At 35.9% G+C, this 22,046-nt stretch carries 21 protein-coding genes and 1 rRNA gene; 9 read left to right on the forward strand and 13 right to left on the reverse strand.

From position 1 onward, the window contains the following. Nucleotides 1–8 precede the first annotated feature (8 nt). Both FHL05_RS08680 and FHL05_RS08685 read left to right on the forward strand, forming a co-directional pair. Entirely contained in the window at nucleotides 9–1,322 is a 1,314-nt protein-coding gene (locus FHL05_RS08680) for an MFS transporter (protein WP_153384644.1), read from the forward strand. A gap of 11 nt (nucleotides 1,323–1,333) precedes the next feature. Further along, nucleotides 1,334–2,671: a replication-associated recombination protein A gene (locus tag FHL05_RS08685; protein ID WP_153384643.1), complete on the forward strand. Its 1,338-nt coding sequence runs from the start codon at nucleotides 1,334–1,336 to the stop codon at nucleotides 2,669–2,671. Between the two features lie 26 nt (nucleotides 2,672–2,697). On the opposite strand, the gene rpiA is transcribed toward FHL05_RS08685, so the two are convergent. The 3 genes from rpiA to FHL05_RS08700 all read right to left on the reverse strand — a co-directional run bounded on the left by rpiA (nucleotide 2,698) and on the right by FHL05_RS08700 (nucleotide 5,308). Then, entirely contained in the window at nucleotides 2,698–3,351 is a 654-nt protein-coding gene (rpiA, locus tag FHL05_RS08690; protein WP_153384642.1) for a ribose 5-phosphate isomerase A, read from the reverse strand. A gap of 465 nt (nucleotides 3,352–3,816) precedes the next feature. Continuing rightward, nucleotides 3,817–4,539 (reverse strand): C40 family peptidase, encoded by a 723-nt coding sequence (locus tag FHL05_RS08695; RefSeq protein ID WP_153522474.1) that lies wholly within the window; start codon nucleotides 4,537–4,539, stop codon nucleotides 3,817–3,819. Between the two features lie 211 nt (nucleotides 4,540–4,750). Then, nucleotides 4,751–5,308 carry a guanylate kinase gene (locus tag FHL05_RS08700; protein WP_153384640.1) on the reverse strand — a complete coding sequence of 186 codons (558 nt, stop codon included), beginning with the start codon at nucleotides 5,306–5,308 and terminating at the stop codon, nucleotides 4,751–4,753. Nucleotides 5,309–5,392: 84 nt separating this feature from the next. Between FHL05_RS08700 and FHL05_RS08705 the strand changes: the two genes are divergently transcribed. Next, on the forward strand, nucleotides 5,393–5,602 hold the full coding sequence (locus FHL05_RS08705; protein ID WP_102195489.1) for a DUF2187 domain-containing protein: 210 nt from the start codon (nucleotides 5,393–5,395) through the stop codon (nucleotides 5,600–5,602). 43 nt (nucleotides 5,603–5,645) lie between these two features. Here FHL05_RS08705 and FHL05_RS08710 read toward each other — a convergent pair whose 3' ends face one another. Next, nucleotides 5,646–6,605 (reverse strand): hypothetical protein, encoded by a 960-nt coding sequence (locus tag FHL05_RS08710; RefSeq protein ID WP_153384639.1) that lies wholly within the window; start codon nucleotides 6,603–6,605, stop codon nucleotides 5,646–5,648. 226 nt (nucleotides 6,606–6,831) lie between these two features. After that, on the reverse strand, nucleotides 6,832–7,458 hold the full coding sequence (locus FHL05_RS08715; RefSeq protein ID WP_153384638.1) for an LVIS_2131 family protein: 627 nt from the start codon (nucleotides 7,456–7,458) through the stop codon (nucleotides 6,832–6,834). Nucleotides 7,459–7,728: 270 nt separating this feature from the next. Here FHL05_RS08715 and nrdH point away from each other — a divergent pair, with 270 nt between their 5' ends. The 4 genes from nrdH to nrdF are packed head-to-tail and all read left to right on the forward strand — an operon-like array spanning nucleotide 7,729 to nucleotide 11,529. Then, nucleotides 7,729–7,959 (forward strand): glutaredoxin-like protein NrdH, encoded by a 231-nt coding sequence (gene nrdH, locus FHL05_RS08720; protein WP_153384637.1) that lies wholly within the window; start codon nucleotides 7,729–7,731, stop codon nucleotides 7,957–7,959. Between the two features lie 2 nt (nucleotides 7,960–7,961). Further along, nucleotides 7,962–8,336 (forward strand): class Ib ribonucleoside-diphosphate reductase assembly flavoprotein NrdI, encoded by a 375-nt coding sequence (gene nrdI / locus FHL05_RS08725; RefSeq protein WP_153384636.1) that lies wholly within the window; start codon nucleotides 7,962–7,964, stop codon nucleotides 8,334–8,336. Further along, nucleotides 8,323–10,488, forward strand: a complete 2,166-nt coding sequence (nrdE, locus tag FHL05_RS08730) for a class 1b ribonucleoside-diphosphate reductase subunit alpha (RefSeq protein WP_153384635.1) — start codon at nucleotides 8,323–8,325, stop codon at nucleotides 10,486–10,488. The genes nrdI and nrdE overlap by 14 nt, the downstream gene beginning before the upstream one ends. A gap of 15 nt (nucleotides 10,489–10,503) precedes the next feature. Next, entirely contained in the window at nucleotides 10,504–11,529 is a 1,026-nt protein-coding gene (nrdF, locus tag FHL05_RS08735; protein WP_153384634.1) for a class 1b ribonucleoside-diphosphate reductase subunit beta, read from the forward strand. A 50-nt stretch (nucleotides 11,530–11,579) separates the two neighbouring features. Here nrdF and FHL05_RS08740 read toward each other — a convergent pair whose 3' ends face one another. Next, nucleotides 11,580–12,032 carry a transcriptional regulator, SarA/Rot family gene (locus tag FHL05_RS08740; RefSeq protein ID WP_162000262.1) on the reverse strand — a complete coding sequence of 151 codons (453 nt, stop codon included), beginning with the start codon at nucleotides 12,030–12,032 and terminating at the stop codon, nucleotides 11,580–11,582. 177 nt (nucleotides 12,033–12,209) lie between these two features. Between FHL05_RS08740 and FHL05_RS08745 the strand changes: the two genes are divergently transcribed. Both FHL05_RS08745 and FHL05_RS08750 read left to right on the forward strand, forming a co-directional pair. After that, nucleotides 12,210–13,163 (forward strand): alpha/beta hydrolase, encoded by a 954-nt coding sequence (locus FHL05_RS08745; RefSeq protein WP_153522476.1) that lies wholly within the window; start codon nucleotides 12,210–12,212, stop codon nucleotides 13,161–13,163. Between the two features lie 233 nt (nucleotides 13,164–13,396). Then, nucleotides 13,397–15,721, forward strand: a complete 2,325-nt coding sequence (locus FHL05_RS08750; RefSeq protein ID WP_153522478.1) for an L-type lectin family protein — start codon at nucleotides 13,397–13,399, stop codon at nucleotides 15,719–15,721. Between the two features lie 54 nt (nucleotides 15,722–15,775). On the opposite strand, the gene FHL05_RS08755 is transcribed toward FHL05_RS08750, so the two are convergent. From FHL05_RS08755 to rrf, 7 genes are all read right to left on the reverse strand, one after another. Then, nucleotides 15,776–16,132: a DUF1634 domain-containing protein gene (locus tag FHL05_RS08755; RefSeq protein ID WP_153384631.1), complete on the reverse strand. Its 357-nt coding sequence runs from the start codon at nucleotides 16,130–16,132 to the stop codon at nucleotides 15,776–15,778. Then, nucleotides 16,132–16,974, reverse strand: coding sequence for a sulfite exporter TauE/SafE family protein (locus tag FHL05_RS08760; RefSeq protein ID WP_153384630.1), 843 nt, complete (start codon nucleotides 16,972–16,974; stop codon nucleotides 16,132–16,134). Before FHL05_RS08760 ends, FHL05_RS08755 begins: the two co-directional genes overlap by 1 nt. Next, nucleotides 16,974–17,450: a hypothetical protein gene (locus FHL05_RS08765; protein WP_153384629.1), complete on the reverse strand. Its 477-nt coding sequence runs from the start codon at nucleotides 17,448–17,450 to the stop codon at nucleotides 16,974–16,976. The genes FHL05_RS08760 and FHL05_RS08765 overlap by 1 nt, the downstream gene beginning before the upstream one ends. Nucleotides 17,451–17,459: 9 nt before the next feature. Continuing rightward, nucleotides 17,460–18,356: an alpha/beta hydrolase gene (locus tag FHL05_RS08770; protein WP_153522480.1), complete on the reverse strand. Its 897-nt coding sequence runs from the start codon at nucleotides 18,354–18,356 to the stop codon at nucleotides 17,460–17,462. Between the two features lie 4 nt (nucleotides 18,357–18,360). Beyond that, nucleotides 18,361–19,563, reverse strand: coding sequence for an MFS transporter (locus tag FHL05_RS08775; RefSeq protein ID WP_153384628.1), 1,203 nt, complete (start codon nucleotides 19,561–19,563; stop codon nucleotides 18,361–18,363). A gap of 250 nt (nucleotides 19,564–19,813) precedes the next feature. Beyond that, nucleotides 19,814–21,427, reverse strand: coding sequence for a helix-turn-helix domain-containing protein (locus FHL05_RS08780; protein ID WP_153384627.1), 1,614 nt, complete (start codon nucleotides 21,425–21,427; stop codon nucleotides 19,814–19,816). Nucleotides 21,428–21,919: 492 nt separating this feature from the next. Beyond that, nucleotides 21,920–22,036 (reverse strand): 5S ribosomal RNA (gene rrf, locus FHL05_RS08785). Nucleotides 22,037–22,046 lie beyond the last annotated feature (10 nt).

Genomic DNA, 22,046 nt, shown 5'->3' on the forward strand with positions numbered 1-22,046 from the left:
AGCCGCCTTTGAACAAATGGAGGACTTCAGTAACTGAACGAATCAGTTATGGCTTAAGTGATGCAGCCGATAATTTAGTTTTCCAAATGATGACCACCTACCTACTATTCTTCTACACCGACGTCTTCGGTTTGACCGCAAATGAAGTTGCTATCTTATTTGTTGTCGCCAGAACCGCCGATGTTTTTGAAAGTTTGATAATCGGAATGATGATTGATAACACTCACTCCAAATGGGGCAAGAGTCGACCATTTTTCTTGTGGTATTCATTTCCTTACGTAATTTTCGCTGTCTTAACTTTTGTGACACCTAATTTCCTACCACATTCTGGGAAATTGATTTGGGCCTACGTCACGTACTTAGGTTTAGGATTCTTTTATACTGCTGTTAACTTACCAATCACCTCAATCTTGCCTACGATGACCAATAATGAGCAAGAAACTACCCTCTTAGGAGTTATTAGACAATTCTTCGGTAGTTCTGTTCAAATCATTGTTGCTGTCTTTACGATTCCTCTGGTAAGCTTCTTTGGTAAAGGCGATCAACAAAAAGGATTCTTGGGAACTATCATTTTATTTGGGGTCATTTCCCTAATTCTAATTCTCAACACTTTCTTTCATGTGCGTGAACGTTATTCCAATGAGGAAATAAATCATCAACCAGTTTCAGCTGTTTGGAAGATGCTGAAGCAGAATAAACCCTGGATTATTATCTCGATTGTAATTTTCCTATACTGGCTGACGACTTCAATCAAGAACCAAACCACAATCTATTATTTCAAATACATTATGCATGATGAAGCAATGGTTTCACTGGCCAATAGCTTTACTTTGACTGCTTTGATCGGTGTCGTAGCCATTTACTTCGTCTCTGCCAAATTGGGCAAGAAAAATACGATGCTTTTGGGTATCGTAACAGCCTTTGTAGGACAACTAATCATCACCTTCGCTACTTACACGAAGAACCTGCCTGTGCTTTTTACTGGTATTCTTATCAACTGCATTGGTGGCGGTTTTATTATTGGACTTGTTTCTATTATGATTGCCGACACGATTCGTTATGGTACTTCAATGGGAATCCAAGCCGAAGGCGTCTTAGCTTCAACCGATGACTTTGGCGTTAATATAGGTCTAGGACTTGGAGGTTTAATTACCGCTGAATCGCTGCAATTATCAGGTTATGTTTCCAATAAAGCCCAGACAGCAACGACTATCTCTGCCATCAATTTAAATTACGCTTTAATCCCGCTGGCACTTTATGTAATTATGTTTTTGATTTTACTAGGTTATAATGAAGAAAAAATTAAAACTGCTATCAAATAAAAAGAGGCACTATGAAACAAGAATCGCTATTTTCTAATCCAGACAATGACCAAAATACTCCTCTAGCTAATCGGGTCCGCCCTACGACACTAGAGGAGTTTGTCGGTCAACAACATTTAATCGGTGATCACAAAGTTCTCAAAGATATCATCGATCAAGATAAAATACCCTCAATAATTTTTTGGGGACCTCCTGGGGTCGGTAAAACCACTCTTGCTGAAATCATCGCCAAAAAAACTAAAGCCAATTTCATTACTTTTAGTGCTGTCACCACTGGTATCAACGACATCAAAAAAGTCATGAAAGAAGCCGAACTCAATCGAGAAATGGGTCAAAAAACCATCGTCTTTATCGATGAAATCCATCGCTTCAATAAGGCTCAACAAGATGCCTTTTTGCCATTCGTTGAAAAGGGCAGCATCACCTTAGTTGGAGCAACCACAGAGAACCCTTCTTTTGAAATAAATTCTGCTCTGCTCTCAAGATGTAAAGTGTTCGTTTTAAAGTCGCTCACCACTGATGATTTGGTGACACTCATCAAGAATACTTTGACCAATCCTATGGCTTTTCCCAAGTTGAAAATTGACATCGACGACGATACGATTCAAATGATTGCTGCTTATGCTAATGGAGACGCTCGAGTTGCTCTTAACACCCTAGAAATGGCCGTTATCAACTCAGAAACAAAAGATAATACTGTTAAAGTCGATTTAAACGATATTAATCAACTATTAAATACCAAATCATTACGTTATGACAAACACGGCGAAGAGCACTACAACATCATTTCAGCTTTGCATAAATCAATGCGTAACAGCGATACTGATTCAGCAATCTATTGGGTCACACGCATGATGGAAGGAGGAGAAGACCCCCTCTACATCGCTAGACGGCTTGTTAGATTTGCTAGTGAAGATATCGGACTAGCAGATACTAATGCTTTAAACGTCGCTATTAACGCCTTTCAAGCTTGTCAGTTCTTAGGTATGCCAGAATGTAACGTTCATTTAGTTGAAACTGTGATTTATTTGTCAGTTGCACCTAAATCAAACGCTACTTATAAAGCCCTCTTGGCAGCTCAAAAAGACGTCAAAAAATATGGTAACTTGCCAGTTCCACTACAGATTAGAAATGCACCTACTAAATTGATGAAAAATCTTGGCTATGGCAAAGGATATGAATTGGCTCATAACTACAAAGATAAATTGACTACCATGAAGACTGTTCCTAAAGAAGTTGAAAATAGTCAGTATTATTTTCCTACCGAACAAGGAAAAGAACGTTTCTTCAAACAACGGTTGGAAAATATTAAGCAATGGCATTTAAATAATGATGACAAAAAAGATTAGCAGATTTTATCAATCCGCTAATCTTTTTATTTTTTTAGATGTTTAACATCATCATTTGTGGCTAATAGGACATCAGTTACTAAATTTTCAAAATAAGATGTCCCAAGAACACCAGTCATTTGTTCTAATGCTTCATTTATTTGTTTTATCTTGGACCAATCAGAGAATTGACAATCAACTAATCCATTGCCATTTTCTGTTCGGACCATCCCCGCAATCTCGCTAGATTGACGAACCTTTCCAACTCCACCTAATTCTTGAACTTTTTGAAGAACTTGAGGAATCGCTAATTCTAAAACTTCCACGCTTAAGACGACTTCTGGATTTAAAACTTTAGCAAAACGACTTTCTGGTGCCATAATCACATATCGTTTTGCTAAATTAGCATATAACTTTTCAAGCGTATGAATTCCACCATTACTTTTTAAAACATTCAAATTTTCATCGATACTGTCGCATCCATCAAAGGCAATATCAAATCGTTCAACTTGGTCTAAAGAAACTACGGTAATGCCTAATTCTAAACAGAGTTTTCGGGTTGATTCGGAAGGACTAGCAATTTTCAAATTCAAGTTCTTATCTAAAGCTTTGATCAACCTTCCTACTGTTCTGCCACCACCAAAACTGACAGTCATATTCGGTTCAATCAATTCCAGTGCTTGAGCGATCAATTTCTCCATATTCATTTCTCCCAAATAGATTTTGCTTTAATTTTACCAAATTTTGACCAAGAAAAAAGCCCGCTAATAAGCAGGCTGCGACGATATTTATTAACAAGATAAATACCTCTTCTTTCTTTTTAATGAGTTACGGGGAATAACTCATAATTGTTTTTTATTTCTATATCTTAGGGGGGAGATATATTTAATTTATGTTTTAAAGGGTTTAACTTTTATTAATTAATTGATTGTTTTCAATAATCATTATCTATTCAAATAAAGGATTGTTTCTTTGGGAAAATCTTATCTTATCAACTGTCACCTCTTTGCTTTTTGACTATGCTTAAATAATAACGTTGAAATTAGAATATTTTTATACCAATATGTGAAGATTTTTTGAAATTTAAATTGTACAAAAAAAGACTGCCAATTGGCAGTCTCGAATTATTTACTTATTTATAGAATGATTTGAATTTTGAATTTTAATTATAGAACCTTAACAGCGAATGAAGGCATGAAGTAACTTGAGATTGATGAAATCTTAACTGATTCGCCAGGTTGTGGTGCAGCGATGTATTGGTTGTTACCTAAGTAGATAGCTACGTGGTAACTTGCACCCTTGCTACCCCAGAATAATAAGTCTCCGGCTGAAGCTTGTGATACTGATTCTTGTGTACCGGCACTTTCTTGGGCTACTGTGTATGAACCAATGCTCTTACCAGTTGCTTGTTGATATACGTATGATGTGAAACCTGAGCAGTCGAAACCACTTGGTGTCTTACCACCCCATACATAAGGTGTACCAATATATTGTTTAGCAGTACTGATAGCTGCATCGACTGATGAAGTTGAACTTGTATCTGATGATGCAGCTGATTCTGTCTTAGCTGAAGGAATAGTTACGTCATTTCCGTTAACCCATTCGTTTGTAGCAACTAAGTACCATGTGTTTCCTTGATCATCAACAGCTTCAGAACCAACTTTCCATGAACTGTTTGATGCCAAAGCACGTCCAGTATTCTTAGCACTTGAATTAGGAGCTGAATACAATGTTGTAACGTTCTTTGTTGTAACAACTGAAGGAACGTTTTCTGAAACGATTTGGGCAGCAGCCTTAGTTGTAGTTGTATGTGCTAGACCTAAACCTGTTACTGCTAATGATGCAGCAGCTGTAAATGAAATTAGACTTTTTTTAATGTTATTATTCAAAATTTAAATCCCCCGTTAATGGTTTGTTTTTATTCCTTAAGTTTTTATTAATTATTATTTTCTTATCACTCAACGATGACTATAATACTCTCTGAATATTGCAGAATTGTTACAGTAATTGTATAAGAATGTTACACTTTGTCATTCACAAAATAAAAGGGCTCTCATCGTTGTTACATAAGCGATAAGAGTCCTTTTGTGAAAAGGCTTTTTATTTGATTTTTTCATTTACTAGTATTTTTGCAACGGTTTCTTTGGTTATTTTGATATTATTGTTAACTATTACGTAGGATTTACCTCTTAATTCTTCAGGAATTTTCAAATCTCGCTGGAATTCATTACTATTGATTCGAGTTTGTAAACGAGCTTTATCGTCCCCACGATTTTCAAGTCTCTGAGTGACTGTTTCCAAGTCGACCTCTAAAAAGATGACCACGGCGTTTTTTCCATACTTTTCTTTGTAGGAGACGGCCCCTTTAGTATCAACAACAATGCTAGCGGCGTCATATTGTTCCCAAGTGCGATTCAGACTTTCTTCAGAAGATCCGTACCAGTTGCCGCTATATTCAACTTTTTCCAAATAATGGTTGTTTGAAAAGCTATCTTTTGTTTCAAAATAGTAGTCAATGCCATTTTTTTCGCCCGTACGTGGTAATCTAGTAGTGTGAGTTATAACACTAGGTATATGATAAGTATCTTGTAAGTATTTGCTAATTGTTGTTTTACCAGTTCCACTTGCTCCAGTGATAACGATAATTTTTTTATCCATTATGGGACCCCTAAGTTTGAAATATTTCTTCTACTATATTATTATACTAGTCTGTTAAGTAATTAATCCGAGGAGAATTTACATATGAAAATAGAAGACTTAAAAGTTGGTACTGTTTACGATTGCTCCGTTGATGAAGATATGGATTACCCATTCCAAGGTAAAGTTGAAAAGATTTACGAACACTCAGCTTTGATGGAAATTGTTAAAAATGATCCCAAAGATAATTCTAATAAAATGGAATTAAACAACAAAATTGTTGTAAGCATCAAGAAAATCAAAAAAGCTAAGTAATGATTTAACCGGCCGGACAAAATGTTCGGTCTTTTTTTGACTCTTAATCGTCGCCTTCATTGAGTCCAAAGTCATCATAAGTATCGTAATAATCATCATCTTGATCGTCAGCAAAATCGTAAGTCTTTTGTTCTTTAGTCTGATGCTTTTCCGGCACATGATAAATTTTAGGCTTTATTGTAATGCCTAATTTATCAATGGCCGTTTCTTTAGGAGTACTATTTTTATTTTGAAATAACGAATAGGTTTCTCCAGTATTCGCATCTTGAAGCTTCGTTTTCGACAATCTTAATAAAACCAACTGTCCTAAAATCTCTTTAGATTGATTTAAATTATATTGATTCAAAACATACTTGCCATTTTTAACCATTATGTCTTTATAAATAATGGGATATTTTTCCTCCCCATCCATTTGAACAATAGCTAAATAAGAATTTTCAGGTGGACAATTAAAACTAAGGTATCTGGCAGGATTATTGTCGCTGACATAAAATTTATTATCCAAATTCTTGGGCAATAGTCGCAAATCTTTTGGAACTGGACCTGGATGATAAATTTCTTTATCAGTATTATCGACAGCATCCTGATATTTACTGCGACTTCTAAAAACGGCTATATCTTTATTGGCAAGAATCTTTACTTTTTTAAATGAAATATCATCATACAAAATATAGGAATTGTCCGTCAACTGGTAGTAGTAAATATCATCTAAACTTTCTCGTTCCACATTTTCAACCAAATCCTTCATCGACAGCTTAGTCTTGGTGAATTTAACTTCGGACATTTCATCAGATACGGTATTTGCTTGAGGAGTATATTGATGATAAACTGCTTGAAAATCTTTGGGAACACCCTTTGTAAATTCCAAAGTTTTTGTCTTTTTCTTTTGTTGATGCGTGCGAGTTGTCGCAGGTTTTGAGTGACTCGTTTTTTGATGTTGACCGCAGCCAGACAAAAGCAGCAGAAATGAAAAAGTTAAGATTATTTTCGTATGATTTTTCACCTTTCATCCCCTTGTTATTGATGAAATAAGTTTAGCACGTAATTCAAAGCATTCAGGTTTTAACTGCCTGTTATATCAAAATAGAATAAGTCGTTAATTTATTTTAAATATTTTCACAAAAATAATAGGCGTGATAACCATTTACGATTGTCACACCTATTTTATCTTTATCATTATGATTAAAAGTTGAATCTCTAAACCTTACTTTTAATATTTTTAAATTTTTCTAGCGTTCGACGTTAATAAACGATCTAGCTGGAACCCTCAATACTCGATATTCCATGGCATAGCGATTAGCCTTCAAGCCTAATCCGTTGATGAAGTTATTCTTATACTTAGCTTGGACGGTAATTACGTAAGCAAACTGGTATTTTGAATCCATCTTCTTGATTTTTTTCATTGGCCAGTCTAAATGCAATCCTGAAACGGTAAATGGCAAAGTTGCATCTGAAACTGTGGCGTTTTTGCTTGAGACGGTATAAGTCGAATTATTCAACCAATATTGATAAACATCAGTTGCCGAACTAGATTCTTTTTTATTGATTTTGACATAGTATCCTTGTCCATCATCAGTCGTTTGAACAATCATCGGATCATATTTATATGAAACGGCGACTTCACTTTTATCTGTCAAATCAACCTTCGTAAACAAGCTATTATATAAAAGTCCGATAACAGCTAAAATTATGACGACAATTTCTAATAAATCCGTTAAAATAGTGGTCCAAGTAATTTTCTTTTTTTGGCCCACGAGAATTTTTAAATGACGATTTCTAATATTAAAGACAACAAAGATCAAAAGTGCTATGACAATGATCCATGCAATAATTCCCACAAAATTCCAAGAGTTCATAGTTTTCTCCCAACTAAAATTAATTGTTTTAAACACTCCATAACTCTATAATAGTCATTACACTAATTTTACCACGAATCGAAAAATTATTTGAAATTGTAACGCAAAACGCTAAAAATTGCGTGGGCACACACGTTTGTCACTGATTTATAATGGCGACATAACCACGCTATATCGTGTATTGCTCGTTACATGTGAACACAATATGTTGTGTTTATTTAATTAAATGATTATACTGATTTAGAACGCAAGCGAGAGGAAGTAATACTTATGAATAATGTTATCGTATATAGTAAAAACAACTGCATGCAATGCAAAATGACCAAAAGATTCTTGAAGGAACACAACGTTTCTTTTGAAGAAAGAAATATCAATCAAGAGCCACAATATCTTGATGCTTTAAAACAACAAGGTTTCCAAAGTGTTCCCATCGTTATGAATGATTCTATGGACCCAATCGTCGGTTTCCGTCCAGATAGCTTAAAAGAGCTCGTAGGCTAATTTTGAAAGAAGTTGCCTATTATTCCATTACTGGTCAAACAAAACGTTTCGTCAATAAATTAGGAATAGATGGATACGAAATAACCGACGCCGATCCTTTCTACAAGATGGATCGGTCATTTATTCTTATCGTGCCTTCTTATGACGACGATATGATGGATCCAGTAATTGATTTTCTTCAATACGAAGATAATGCTAAAAACTGCGTTGGTGTCGCTGGTGGCGGCAACCGTAATTTCAATACGCTCTATAATCACACTGCTAAGGATATCGCTTCAGCCTTAGATGTTCCGGTCGTCTTCCAATTTGAATTCAACGGAACACAAAAAGATGTCGAAAACTTTAAGAAAGTAGTGAATAAAATTGGGACTAAATAGCCTAGACGCAACCAAACTCAGTTATTTTAAATTAAATAACGAAATCAACATCCCCGTGGATGATAAAATTCCTTTAAACAAGGATAAAGAAGCTGTTGTTGCCTTTTTCAAAGAAAATGTTGAACCAAACACAAAGAAATTTGCTTCTTTCAAAGATCATATCGACTACTTAGTTCAAAACAACTATATCGAAAAAAATGTTATCGATGAATATCCTCATGAATTCATCGACCAACTTTATCAAGACTTGATGGATCAAAACTTTAAGTTTCAGTCCTTTATGGCTGCTTATAAGTTCTACAATCAATACGCCTTAAAGACGGATGACGGTGACCTCTACCTAGAAAATTATGAAATGAGGATTCTTTTTAATGCCCTTTTATATGCCAATGGCGATCAAGAACTAGCTAAAGCCTTGGCCAAAGAAATGATTGCTCAACGTTATCAACCTGCTACGCCTTCATTTTTGAACGCTGGTCGCAAACGTCGTGGCGAATACGTTTCTTGTTTCTTATTGCAAGTAACTGACGACATGAACAGTATCGGAAGAACTGTCAACTCTGCTTTACAACTATCACGTATCGGTGGCGGAGTTGGTATCACCTTATCTAATTTGCGTGAATCAGGTTCACCAATCAAAGGTGTCGACAACTCTTCATCTGGTGTTCTACCAGTTATGAAATTGTTGGAAGACAGTTTCAGTTACAGTAACCAATTAGGACAACGTCAAGGTGCCGGAGCCGTTTATTTGAACGTCTTCCATCCTGACATCATCGATTTCTTGTCAGCTAAAAAGGAAAATGCTGATGAAAAAATCCGTGTTAAGACCCTTTCACTTGGTGTTATCGTTCCTGATAAATATTACGAATTAGTTCGTAATAACGAAGATATGTATTTATTCAGCCCTTATTCAGTTGAAAGAGTTTACGGCGTACCTTTCTCTTATGTCGACATCACTAAAGAATACGACAATATGGTCAAAGACGACCGTATCAAGAAATATAAGATTGAAGCACGTGAACTTGAAGACGAAATCAGTAAATTGCAACAAGAATCAGGTTATCCATATGTTCTAAATATCGATACTGTCAATCGCGACAACCCTATCGATGGCAAGATCATCATGAGTAATCTCTGTACTGAGATTCAACAAGTTCAAATACCTTCAGAATTAAATGACGCTCAAGATTACGTCAAAATGGGAACTGATGTCAGCTGTAACCTTGGTTCAACTAACATCTTGAATATGATGCAAAGTCCCGATTTTGGTAAGTCAATCCGTGCCATGACTCGTGCTTTGACTTTTGTCAGCGATGCTTCAAATATCGTTGCCGTTCCTCCAGTTGCCAATGGTAACAAAGTCAACCACTCAATCGGTTTAGGCGCTATGGGGTTGCATACCTTCCTAGCTTGTCACCACCTCGAATATGGTTCACCTGAAGCCATTGAGTTCATTAACGTTTATTTCTTGTTGTTGAATTACTGGACTTTAGTAGAAAGCAACAATATTGCTAGAGACCGTAATGAAACCTTCAAGAATTTTGAAAAATCAAAATACGCCGATGGTTCATACTTCGATAAGTATGTAAATGAGAGCTTCGCTCCAAAGTTGCCCGCTGTCAAAGAATTATTTGATGGCATCTTCATCCCAAGTCCTAGCGATTGGAAAGATTTAAAACAAAAAGTTATGCGTGATGGCCTTTATAACGCCTACCGGATGGCAGTTGCTCCAACAGGTTCAATCTCTTATGTCAACAACACTAGTGCTAGTTTGCAACCTGTTACACGTTTAGTTGAAGAAAGACAAGAGAAGAAAAATGGTAAAATCTATTTCCCAGCTCCCTTCTTAAGTAACGACACAATCAAGTACTACAAATCAGCTTATGATACTGATATGCGTAAAGTTATCGATACTTATGCTTCAGCTCAAGAACACATTGATCAAGGTATGAGTTTGACGCTCTTCATGCGTTCACAAATTCCTGAAGGAATCTATGAATGGAAAGACGATCCTAAACAAACTACCAGAGACTTAAGTATTTTACGTAACTACGCTTACTACAAGGGTATCAAGTCGCTTTATTACATTAGAACCTTTACTGAGAATAACGATGAAATCGGTAGTAACGAATGTGAAAGCTGCTCAATCTAGGAGGAAATTTTTATAATGGTTGAAACATATTACAAATCAATGAATTGGAATAAACTTGAAGACCAAATCGACAAGGAAACTTGGGAAAAGCTAACTTCTCAATTTTGGCTCGATACTAGAATTCCTTTATCTAACGATATGGATGACTGGAGAACTTTGAGTCCCGCTGAACACACCGTTGTCGGTCACGTCTTTGGTGGTTTGACTTTGCTTGATACTTTGCAATCTCAAGATGGTATCCAAGCTATGCTAAAAGATACCAGAACTCAAGCCGAAACAGCCGTCTTCAATAACATTGAATTTATGGAATCAGTCCATGCCAAAAGTTACTCCTCTATTTTCAGTACTTTGAACACTGCTGAAGAAATCGATGAGATTTTTGACTGGACTGATCACAACGAATACCTTCAAAAAAAGGCCAAGTTCATCAATGACATCTATCAAAATGGCAAGCCATTGGAAAAGAAAGTTGCCAGCGTCTTCTTGGAAAGTTTCTTATTCTACTCCGGTTTTTACACGCCACTTTATTATTTAGGCAATAACAAATTAGCTAATGTTGCTGAAATCATTAAGTTGATTATTCGTGACGAATCCGTTCACGGAACTTACATTGGTTATAAATTCCAATTAGGTTTCAACGAACTAAGCGAAAAAGAACAAGCTGATTTAAAGGATTGGATGTACGATTTGCTCTATACCTTATATGACAACGAAGAAAAATACACTCGTGAACTCTATAAGGAAGTTGGCTGGGTCGATGAAGTTATGGTCTTCTTGCGTTATAACGCTAACAAAGCGCTGATGAATTTGGGTCAAGAACCACTATTCCCAGATGGTAACGCTGAAGATGTCAACCCTATCGTTATGAACGGTATCTCAACTGGTACAAGTAATCATGACTTCTTCTCACAAGTAGGTAACGGCTACTTGATGGGTAAAGTTGAAGCTATGAAAGATTCCGATTACGATATCGGTCGTACTGGCGATCGTAAGACGCCAGAAAGCGATTCGCTCTTTAGTAAAGTTAAAAAATTAAAATAGATTACACAAAAATAAGCTCTAGCAATCAACTGATTGCTAGAGCTTATTTTTTAATCTTTAGCTGTAATATTTTCAAACAGCTTATTCGATAGACTTTCTAATTGGTCCCATTCCGTCTTAGAAAAATGACTCTTTTTTACCAATATTTCGGGTAGTTCATTTACTTCTTCTCTCTTTTTAGTCCCGGCAGCAGTTAGACAAACATTTACCACACGTTCATCTTTCTTACTACGTTGACGCTTTACTAAACCTTCATTTTCGAGGCGCTTCAATAAAGGCGTCAAAGTTCCTGAATCCAATGCCAACAAATTGCCCAGTTTCTTCACTGTCACATTGTGATATTGATACAAAGAAACTAAAACTAAATACTGCGGATAAGTTAAACCATTTTGGCTCAATCCATCATGATAAAGTTTTTGAATAGCTCGTGACGTCGCATAAAGAGAAAAGCATAAATGTTCATCTAAAGGGATTGGTTGTTGCTTGTCGTCGATAATAGGCACAATTGTTGCCCCCTTTTATAATTTATTCGTTAATACATTTTATTCCAAATCTATGAAATTGTAAATAATTATATTTTGTGCAATTTAATTGTTGACAAAATGTATCGCTGATTATATATTTATATCTGCCTCCAATATTGGTTGTGCACAATTTAATTACGAAAGAGGAATAATATTATGACAGATCGTATTTCTTTAGAACAAGCCGCTTTAGATTTTAGCATTGCTAATGAATCGCATCCCCGCATCTATGAAGTAGAACCTGCCTTAGGACGTTCTATCTTAGATCAAGTTCAAGATAGTCCGATTTTAAAACGAGAAGTTGATATTGAAGACGTTGAAATGAATACTGGCAAATGGGGCAATCTCAATATCCGTTTCATCAGACCTCAAAACAACTCCTCAGTTCTTCCTGTTATTTTTTATATTCACGGCGCTGGCTGGGTCTTTGGCAATGCCCACACTCACGATAAATTGATTCGTGAACTAGCTGTAAGAACTAATTCCGTAGTCGTTTTCCCTGAATATGCACTTTCCCCTGAAGCCAAATATCCAACTGCAATTGAACAAAGTTATTCTGTGCTGCAACAATTATCAAACTTAGCTTCTGAAAAGAAACTCAATTTAGATAAAATCACCGTTTCCGGCGACTCTGTTGGAGGCAATATGGCAACCGTTATGACGATTATGACTAAGATGCGTCACGGTCTTCCTATCGCCCAACAATTACTTTACTACCCAGTTACTGATGCTAATTTTGAAACTGAATCATACAAAACTTTTGCAGAAGATTACTTCTTAACTAAAGCCGGCATGCAATGGTTCTGGGACAAGTATACAACGAGTAAGCAAGAACGTGCTGAGATTACGGCTTCTCCATTAAGAGCCTCTCTTTCTGACTTAAAAGACCTACCTTGCGCAATGATTCTAAATGGTGAAGCAGATGTCTTACGAGATGAAGGAGAAGCTTACGCGAAGAAATTACGTGATGCGGGAGTTGAAGTTACGCAATTACGCTTCCAAGGTATGGTACATGATTTCGTAATGGTCAATTCTCTCGATCAAACTAACGCCACTCGTGCAGCAATGGATATTTCGACCAATTGGATCAATCAAAAAAATAATCGTTAATTATCAAAAAAGAACAAGCTGAAATAGCTTGTTCTTTTTATATAAATAAAAGCATATTTTGATAGCTATTTTATTTATTTTTGTTATATAAAAATAGAATGGTTTTACGGTACCATAAATGAATAATATATTTATACCTTTGTTATACTTTTGGCAGAAAACAACATCTATTTTATCTGCCAGAGGGGAATATGCATATTTTTAAAAGTAAATTTCGGATTATATATATTTTTTTGATTATATTTTTTTCGATTCTTTTTATCTATTTAGTCAATCCCAATACTGCTTTAGCCGATGACTATCAAAACGCCCTAGATACCGTACCTAAAGGACTAAAATGGAGCGATGATGATTTCAAAAAAGCCGGTTTTGAGGGCAACTCTGCAACTATTGTCAATTCTAACAACCCTGAATCTCCTGATACTAGTGTCATTAAAGTAACTAATGGTCTCTATCAAGTTGGTGGGATTTGGAGCAATGCTAACAATTACAATTACTTCGATATCGACCATGACCAAACAGCCTCGATGTGGCTTTATTTTGGACATGATAAAGCTACAGGCGGCGATGGTATGTATCCGGGCGATGGCATGGCTTTTGTGATTCAAAACGACCCTAGAACGACCGATGCTCATTCTACAGGGACCATTACAAATAAGGACAAATCAACAACTAAAGTCGTCCCTGGTAATGGTGAGACCTTAGGTGTTTGGGGTACCGATTGGGACACAAAAGAAACAGAACCCACGAATATTGCTAAAAATGCTATTCAAAACAGTTTTGCTATCGAATTCGATACTTTCATGGATCGAATGACTAATTTTAACGACATCAGTGGCGAAGGTGTTTCTTTTGATGTAGGAACCTATGGACAAAAAGATACTCATCACATTGCTGCCAATTATCCAGGAGAAGCTAGTACTTATATTCATCATTCTGTAACTGATCCAACTAAAACTGTAACCGATCCAACTAAAAAAGTTCAAAATACTGAAACTAATACAACCAAAGCAATCGATACAGCCAAAGCAACTGATTCAACTAAAGAAGACGGTACAAAAAACTACTTTTCATTGTTGCACTTAGCTTATACTTCCAACATAAATTTAGTCGATAGCAAGTGGCATCATTTAACGATTCATTGGACTAAGGCTACTTACAATCAAGTCAGTGGAAAAATGATGGGAAAACTGACTTATTATTACGATGACAAGAATCCTGATGGTACAGCTACTAATACCAGCAAAGTTTCTACTATGGGAGTTGATATTTCTAAATTCAATACTACCGATGGCAAACTTCATTGGGGTTTTACCGGTGCAACTGGTAGATACACCGAAAATAATTTGATTGCTTTTGAATCATTGCCTTCTTTTGTTGATGCAGAAGCTCAAACTACGATTCATAACGATACTGCTAATAAAGAAGTTCCAGCTGATGGCCACGTTGATACGCAAGATAAAATAACTTACAACTATGATTTGAAATATATCGGTTGGACTAGAACTTGGTCTGATATTAAAGCCAAGATGCAAATCCCTGCTAATATGACTTTTTCTAGCGGTGAAGTGACTTATGCCAATGGTTTAAGCGAAACTATTCCTAGTTCTGCCTTTAGTGATCCACAATATATCAATTACACCTTGCAACAGCATCTAGATAAGGACAATCGAACTGCTAAGATTTCTTTACATGGGCAGGCAGCTAAAACATCGACTAATCAGTTGACCGTCCCAACAGCACACGCTCATTTCGATGGCGATAATTTGATTACTGATACCGATACGACTTCATTTATTATTGACCCACGTTCCATTACCCTCAAAAGTTCAACGCCTGATATTATTAAAATCAATAAAAACGACAGCGTCGACATCCCTGCACAAGTCGACTACTTAGGAAATGAAAGCACAAAGCCTGATTACACTAAAATGACTGTCTACCAAAAAATAAACGACCAAGATTACGTTCCACTCACAACTCCAATTGCTGCAGATGGTAGTTTCACCTTGCATCTTGACAACAGTCAGCTAAATGAATCATCTACCCCAATTTCCTTTTATGTTAAAGACCCAGATGATTCAGTTGGACAAACGAATACCTTAAGTCGAATGATCCAAATTGGCGGTACTGTTGCCTTTGGTGAGGTGTCTAATAAGGTCTCATTTAAAAATATTTATTGGACTTCCAGAAATCAATTAGTTCCTCGACTTGATAAATGGAACATCAATGTCATCGACAGTCGTGATAAAGGCAGCAGCTGGTCAGTTCAAGCTCAAGCCTCTAACCTTATCAATACCAATAAACAACACACTCTATATGGTAATTTGGTTTACCGAGAAAATCCCGATAGCCAAGCAATAGATTTAACCAACAATGTTCACATTGCTAGTCATACTAAGAATAGTGACAACATAGAAACTAATAATATTGCCTCTCAATGGACGGATCAAAGCGGTATTCTACTTGCTTTAAACAATAGTAATCAAACCAGTCGCTCTGGTAATTACACTGGAACTATCAACTGGACACTCTTAGATTCAATTGACAATGCATAAAAAAATAAGCTATCGAGATATATTTTTCTCGATAGCTTATTTTTTTACTTACTTTTAACTTCGATATCCCATGAACATTGCAAACATCAAAATGATTAAAACAATCGTTGTGATTATAACGTATAAATTATCATGTTCTTTATAAAAGGCGTAAATCGAAACAACGACTCGCAATACTGGGGTCAAAATTAATAGAAAAACTCCTAACATAATGACCGCATATGACTTGCCACTAGCTACTCCAGCAAAAATTGCTGAAAATCTTTTGGGAAATCCATTCGTATAGCCGCTGCCATTCATAAAATAGAGCGCCATGCCAATTAGAATAACAATAGCTGAGGTAATGACACCGATTCGTAAAATTTTACCAATGATTACTTCAACTTCTCTAGTTTCTTCATGTGATTCCATTAGATATTCACCCCAAATCCTTTAAGTGCCATTTGCAATCCCATATACAAAATAATAGGGACAAAAATCATTCGAATAACTCGAGGTTTCAAAACTTGCATTAATCGAGCACCAATTGTAGCACCCGCTAAAACACCAATTGCTAATGGTCCAGCAATATCAGGACGAATCGATCCATTGAAAAAGTATACAGTCGCACTAGCTGCGGCAGTAACACCCATCATCAAATTACTAGTTGCACTCGAAGGTTTTAGTGGCATCTTCATAATCGTATCCATCGCGATTACTTTAAAAGCACCACTACCGATTCCTAATAAACCACTAGCCAATCCAGCAGCCCACATCATGACAAAACCACCAGGAACATTTTTCATTGAATAATCAACTTGTTTTTGTTCCGATTTATCATAATACGTACTAGCCAATTTGAATTTCTTAACTAGTCCTTCATCTTGGGTATAAACTGATTCGCCCTTCTTATCAAAAAGTTTCCGAAGCATATTATAACTTGAATATAATAGGAAAAATCCAAACAAGACATACAAGAAATTACTTGAGAACATCCCAACTAAGAGTGCACCCATAATAGCACCAACAGTCGTCGCGATTTCAAGAAACATGGCGACACGCAGATTCAGCATATCATCTTTTAAATAGGCAATCGTAGAACCAGAACTCGTCGCAATAACTGAGATGATACTAGCACCGATTGCATACTTAATATCTAACCCCATCATGATAGTCAATACCGGCGTGATAATCATACCGCCACCGATCCCCAAAATTGCGCCAAGAATTCCAGCTCCTACACCCATTACTAAGAGTAGTAGCATCGAATTCATTATTTATCCTCTTTCTCTACTTCTTCTTTATTTGAGAAATTCTCTACAGAAGTTTCATAGTTATCTTTCATTATATCCATTGCATGTTTAATTTCAGCATTTTTTAAGACATTTTCTGAAATTAAATCAATGTGAAATTTTGAGGCATTTAAATAATCGCATGCTGTTGAAAGATAGATTTTTGTCTCAACTTCTGCGTCGTCATCGAAGAAATGAGTGACTTTCTTAGCATCATCAAAAGGTAAATTTATAACACCAGTTTCTAAATAAAAGTTAATTTCGAATTCAGCATCGGCTACATGAATCATCACTTGGGAAAGTTTATTATCGGCAACATCCTTTTCCAGTTGTTCCTTAGCTTTATTAAGTGACCACAAGTCTTCTTGAAGCAAATCATCTTTACTAATTTCTAAACTAGTTTGATTAAAATTTCCTTCTTGAACGTTCTCCATAAAATCAGCAATTTTTACTTTCATCATTTTCTCCTAAAGGTACATTTTCAAAAAGTTATCCACAGCACTTTGATAGTTTATTGAGTCTACGTAGTAGCTACGAATATGGACGCCAAGACTTTTATACGTCTTTTTTGGGAATTTTCCACATGTGGATAACTTCCCTTCCATTTTATAAGGGACTGTAAAATCATTCTTGCCATGCATGAATAAAATCGGCAACTTGTTTTGTTCTAAAGCCTTTTTACAGTTTGCCTGTTGGTATGAAAAGCCTGCACGAATTTTCGACATCAATGAAATACCATTGATTAGCCACTTGCCTTTGATATGATATCGTTTTTGACAATGATAGCTTAAAATATCAAATGCACTGGTATAACCAGAATCTTCAATAATCAGTTTAACATTTTTTGGTAAATCATTCCTGGTTGCAAGCATTACTGTTGCTGCTCCCATCGATGCTCCAAATAAAACGATCTTTTGATCAGGCTTTCTCTTATTTAGCTCTTTTATCCAGTCTAAAAGGTCTAAACCTTCAATATAGCCAAACCCTAAATATTTACCTTCGCTTTTGCCAGCTGCTTGATTATCGATTTGAAGCGTATTGCAGCCTAATTTATCAAAGAGTTGCGCGTGCACATTTAACGAATTATGATCCACGCCAAATCCATGCACCAAAATAGCCGTTACATGAGCGTTATTATTCGTAAACCAACCATATAGTTTACTGCCATTGTAACTGGACTTTATTTGCCACTCTTCTTTTGTCTTCTCTAAAAACTTTTTAGTGCTTTCTTCTAGTCCTTCATCCATCTTGACTTTGGGTGCTTGTGAACCTAAAGCCTTTGAACCTCTTTGTTGTATATATAAAAAAAAGGCGTTCAGAATTAGAACGACTAGTAATAACAATATCAATAAAAAGATTATCATTATCTTACCCCTCTTGTGCTAATTCTTTAACGCCTAACATTGCTACAGCTACTAATACCATTGAAACCGTTATTCCAACGAATAACGTTGAAAATGATAGAGCTGCAATTATTAAACTACCGGCATAAGGACCGATTGCTCGACCTAACGAACCAAAAATACTATAGAAACTTTGGAAAGTTCCACGGTTTTTATTCGTTGACATTTTGCTCAATAAAGCTGGAATCGTTGGAAAGACCATTGATTCGCCAACTGTCAAAATCAACATACTAGTGACGTATGCCGCATAGCTTTTAGCTTCTGGTAGCAGTAAAAATGAAGAACCCATGATTACTGTTCCAATGAAAATTTGAAATTTCAATAATTTAAATATTTTGGAAATCACACGATTCATTACTGGTTGAATAATCAAAAGCGAAGCAGCATTAATCGTGAAGACTAATCCGTATTCACGCGTTGTATAGCCTTGGTTGAGCATATAAGCTGACAAATTGCTGTCCCACTGCGAATAACCTAACCAGACAATAAAAATTGACGCACAAATAATAAACATATTAATGTTGAAACGTCTTGACCCGATTTCGATTCGTGGGTCTTTGATTTCAGTTGCTTCCATAGCTGGTCTGTCTGATTCATAATCACGTTCAGCAACCTGATCCAACACGTTAGCTCGAAGCAACAATATAACGCCGCTCAACACGAATAATAGCATTGGTATGAAGAAAGTGAAAAAGATACTCCACTTAAATATGAAGCCAACTGCTGTTGAGCCAATGGCAATTCCGATATTAGCTGCCAAATACATATTATTAAAAATAACTCGGCTATTTCCTGACATTTGCTCTGCGACAAAAGCAGTATAGGCATTGATTGCGGTATAGACTAACCCCATTCCAAATCCTAAAATGAACAACATAATCGCATATGTTGGCCATACATGATGTACTGACATACCTAACAACGATAAGATTGAAATAGCATAACCAATGTATAACGTTCCACGCTTAGAAAAACGATCGAACATAACGCCGCCAAGGGCATTTCCAACCATCATACAGCCTGAATAGACCATCAAGGCGAATCCAGCTGTAACTAGTGTTTCGTGTAGGTTCTTATGAATAAAAATTGTATTGACCGGCAACATAAACCCCATTACCAAGTTAAACGTGATATTTAAAATTAACAACCATATTCTTTGTGCACGCATCCTTCTCACCTCTTCTATTAATTTTTTCAATAAAAAAACCATGGCTTAAATCAACCATGGTTTTATCGGTAGTACTCAAATTGAGTAAATAGGTCCCGGTTCACATCCAGTTCCTATAGATATCCCTCACAATCCGGTGAGTGGTGCTCGATACCCTACCATCATAAGTGTCGTCCTAATTCGACGACTCTCGACTCATCGCACAACCTGTATCATAATATATTCTGAAAATAGTTGCAACACCTTTCACTTAAAGATTTGGGTTTTCACTAACTTTTTCTTCAGTCCAAATCTTATAAATCAAGTTCAATAAGCCGCCCATTTGGCCGTCGACGCCATTATACATCCAGCGATAGATGCAGACATCGTCTTTCATTTCATCTTCTGGTGGGTTGGCACTATTAGCAGTCACAACAATATCAGCGTCTTTTGGATCGCTTACGATTTTAGCATAAGGCAATGACTGCAATGTCACTGCAAGATCTGAGTAAACTAAGAAAAATGACTCTAATTCCAAGTAAACTTTGACTTGAATGTTCTTATTGTATAGTGAGAAGAAACGGTAAGCAATCGCATAAATAGCTTCCGAAATCTGTTTAGATTTTCCATTCAATGACTGATATTTATCACGAAGCATCAAATGTTGCACTGTTGAGTAAATTTTGCTTTCTAATCCTTCATCATTTAGCTTGCTGATAGCATCGCCAAATCCTGAATAGAGATTCAAAATTTCAATGTAGTTGTGATCTAATGCTAGAACGCCAATAATACATGTCGTTAAATTATATTTATAACGTAAGAATTCCTTGTGTGACAAGGCCATATCTGAAACTGCTTGTTCCACATCGATTGGAATAAGTTCCAAGAAATCATCAATGAAGTTAGCGAATAAAGGATTGTATCTAACTAATTGTTTAGAAACTGATTGTAGATATTCATCTGATACTTCAAAAGTAGCAGGAACGCACATCAACAAAATATAGAAGTCAGCTGATTGGAACATTTGCTCTTCGTAACTGACATCTTCTTTGATAGCACGTTTCAATTCTCGAACTTTTTCGCTACCAGTATCGCCTTCAAGCATCGAACCAGCACTTTCAAAAATATTAGGGAATGGATAGTTGATGACATTTAACGCATCCATATTCTGAACATGATTTCCTTCAATGATTCGATACAAATGAGCCATAACGACATAAGCATAGAACATCTTGGTAATATGGTTAGTTGGTTTGAGACGATATTTATCTAAAGCAATATCGACAACCTTAAAGGCAGTCTTTTGCGTAAAGTCTTCAAAAGGCCATACGTATCCCCTTGTAGCGTTCCAGTATAACGCCGCAATTGCTAAACGAATCGATTCCTCATCGCCTACGAAACGCATTGGTTCATAAGCTATTCGGACACCAAAACGCTTTAAATAGCCTCTCATTGGCTTTAAATGACGTAAAACAGTTGCTTTGCTGCTTTCTAGCGTTTCATAGAAATGTTTAAAAGAATCTTCCTTATTCTTAACGATTGCATCGAGGAATAAGTAGCCATCTGAATTAGTTGTCAAATAAGCATGATAGGCATCTCTTGTTACATCAAACATTTCTTCAGTACTGTAGTCATCCTTTTTAAGGATTTTCTTGAAATCATCTTGAATACCCAAGAATGTATTGTAAACACTCCCGTAACTCTTATTCATTTGATAAGCAGCCTTACGTAAGTTGATATCCTTAACCTTAATATCACGATTACGATAGGTATTGATAAGATTGGCACTGGCAAGTTGATTAGTTCTGATCAACTTTATTTTATTAAATAGTTGTATCTTTTCTATTTCTGATTTTGAGAGAAATAAGTCAGTAAAGCTATCCAAAGTATCCACCCCCGTAGATATAATTAATTCTATTATAATAGAATATATTCAATTTCGTATTAAAAAGATTACATTATAGTAAATAAAGTTTCATATTACTAACCTAGTAAAATTTATTACTTAAATAACTAGACAAGATATTTAGGGAAATATGAACACATTTTATTATCTATACCAATATGTTATTTTACGCCTTATTTTTAATAAGTATAGCCCCTGAATTTGCCTTAAATTTTGAAAAAAATAATTTTCATAAAAAAGAAAAAAATAAACTGAATTTTATTCAGTTTATTTCCTTGGATTTATATAAAATACTATATATTTTACTGTATTTTCATGAAAAAATGACGCTTGGCATCAAAGTTTACTTTTAAAAAAGTTTTTATTTACAATAAACTTTTTCATTATTTTTTATAAATATTTCTTCCTATTATTGTATCTGTAAAAAAGAAGACACGAAAAAAGGAATCGACATTGTCGATTCCTTAGCTTGCGTGGCAGCTCCCTATCCTCGCGGGTAGTTTCCCACCAACTACTTTCGGCGCGGAGAAGCTTAACTTCTGTGTTCGGCATGGGAACAGGTGTATCCTTCTCACTATCGCCACCACACTATTTTCGC

This window comes from Companilactobacillus halodurans (genome assembly GCF_009600995.1).
GTDB classification, from domain to species: Bacteria; Bacillota; Bacilli; order Lactobacillales; family Lactobacillaceae; genus Companilactobacillus; species Companilactobacillus halodurans.

Bases quoted from the DNA above. Each gene is read 5' to 3' on its own strand.
- FHL05_RS08745 (WP_153522476.1), top strand. From the start codon at position 12,210: ATGACAGATCGTATTTCTTTAGAACAAGCCGCTTTAGATTTTAGCATT.
- FHL05_RS08770 (WP_153522480.1), bottom strand. From the start codon at position 18,356: ATGATAATCTTTTTATTGATATTGTTATTACTAGTCGTTCTAATTCTG.
- FHL05_RS08760 (WP_153384630.1), bottom strand. From the start codon at position 16,974: ATGAATTCGATGCTACTACTCTTAGTAATGGGTGTAGGAGCTGGAATT.
- FHL05_RS08715 (WP_153384638.1), bottom strand. From the start codon at position 7,458: ATGAACTCTTGGAATTTTGTGGGAATTATTGCATGGATCATTGTCATA.
- FHL05_RS08775 (WP_153384628.1), bottom strand. From the start codon at position 19,563: ATGCGTGCACAAAGAATATGGTTGTTAATTTTAAATATCACGTTTAAC.
- FHL05_RS08700 (WP_153384640.1), bottom strand. From the start codon at position 5,308: ATGGATAAAAAAATTATCGTTATCACTGGAGCAAGTGGAACTGGTAAA.
- rpiA (WP_153384642.1), bottom strand. From the start codon at position 3,351: ATGGAGAAATTGATCGCTCAAGCACTGGAATTGATTGAACCGAATATG.
- nrdF (WP_153384634.1), top strand. From the start codon at position 10,504: ATGGTTGAAACATATTACAAATCAATGAATTGGAATAAACTTGAAGAC.
- nrdH (WP_153384637.1), top strand. From the start codon at position 7,729: ATGAATAATGTTATCGTATATAGTAAAAACAACTGCATGCAATGCAAA.
- FHL05_RS08685 (WP_153384643.1), top strand. From the start codon at position 1,334: ATGAAACAAGAATCGCTATTTTCTAATCCAGACAATGACCAAAATACT.
- FHL05_RS08705 (WP_102195489.1), top strand. From the start codon at position 5,393: ATGAAAATAGAAGACTTAAAAGTTGGTACTGTTTACGATTGCTCCGTT.
- FHL05_RS08755 (WP_153384631.1), bottom strand. From the start codon at position 16,132: ATGGAATCACATGAAGAAACTAGAGAAGTTGAAGTAATCATTGGTAAA.
- FHL05_RS08765 (WP_153384629.1), bottom strand. From the start codon at position 17,450: ATGAAAGTAAAAATTGCTGATTTTATGGAGAACGTTCAAGAAGGAAAT.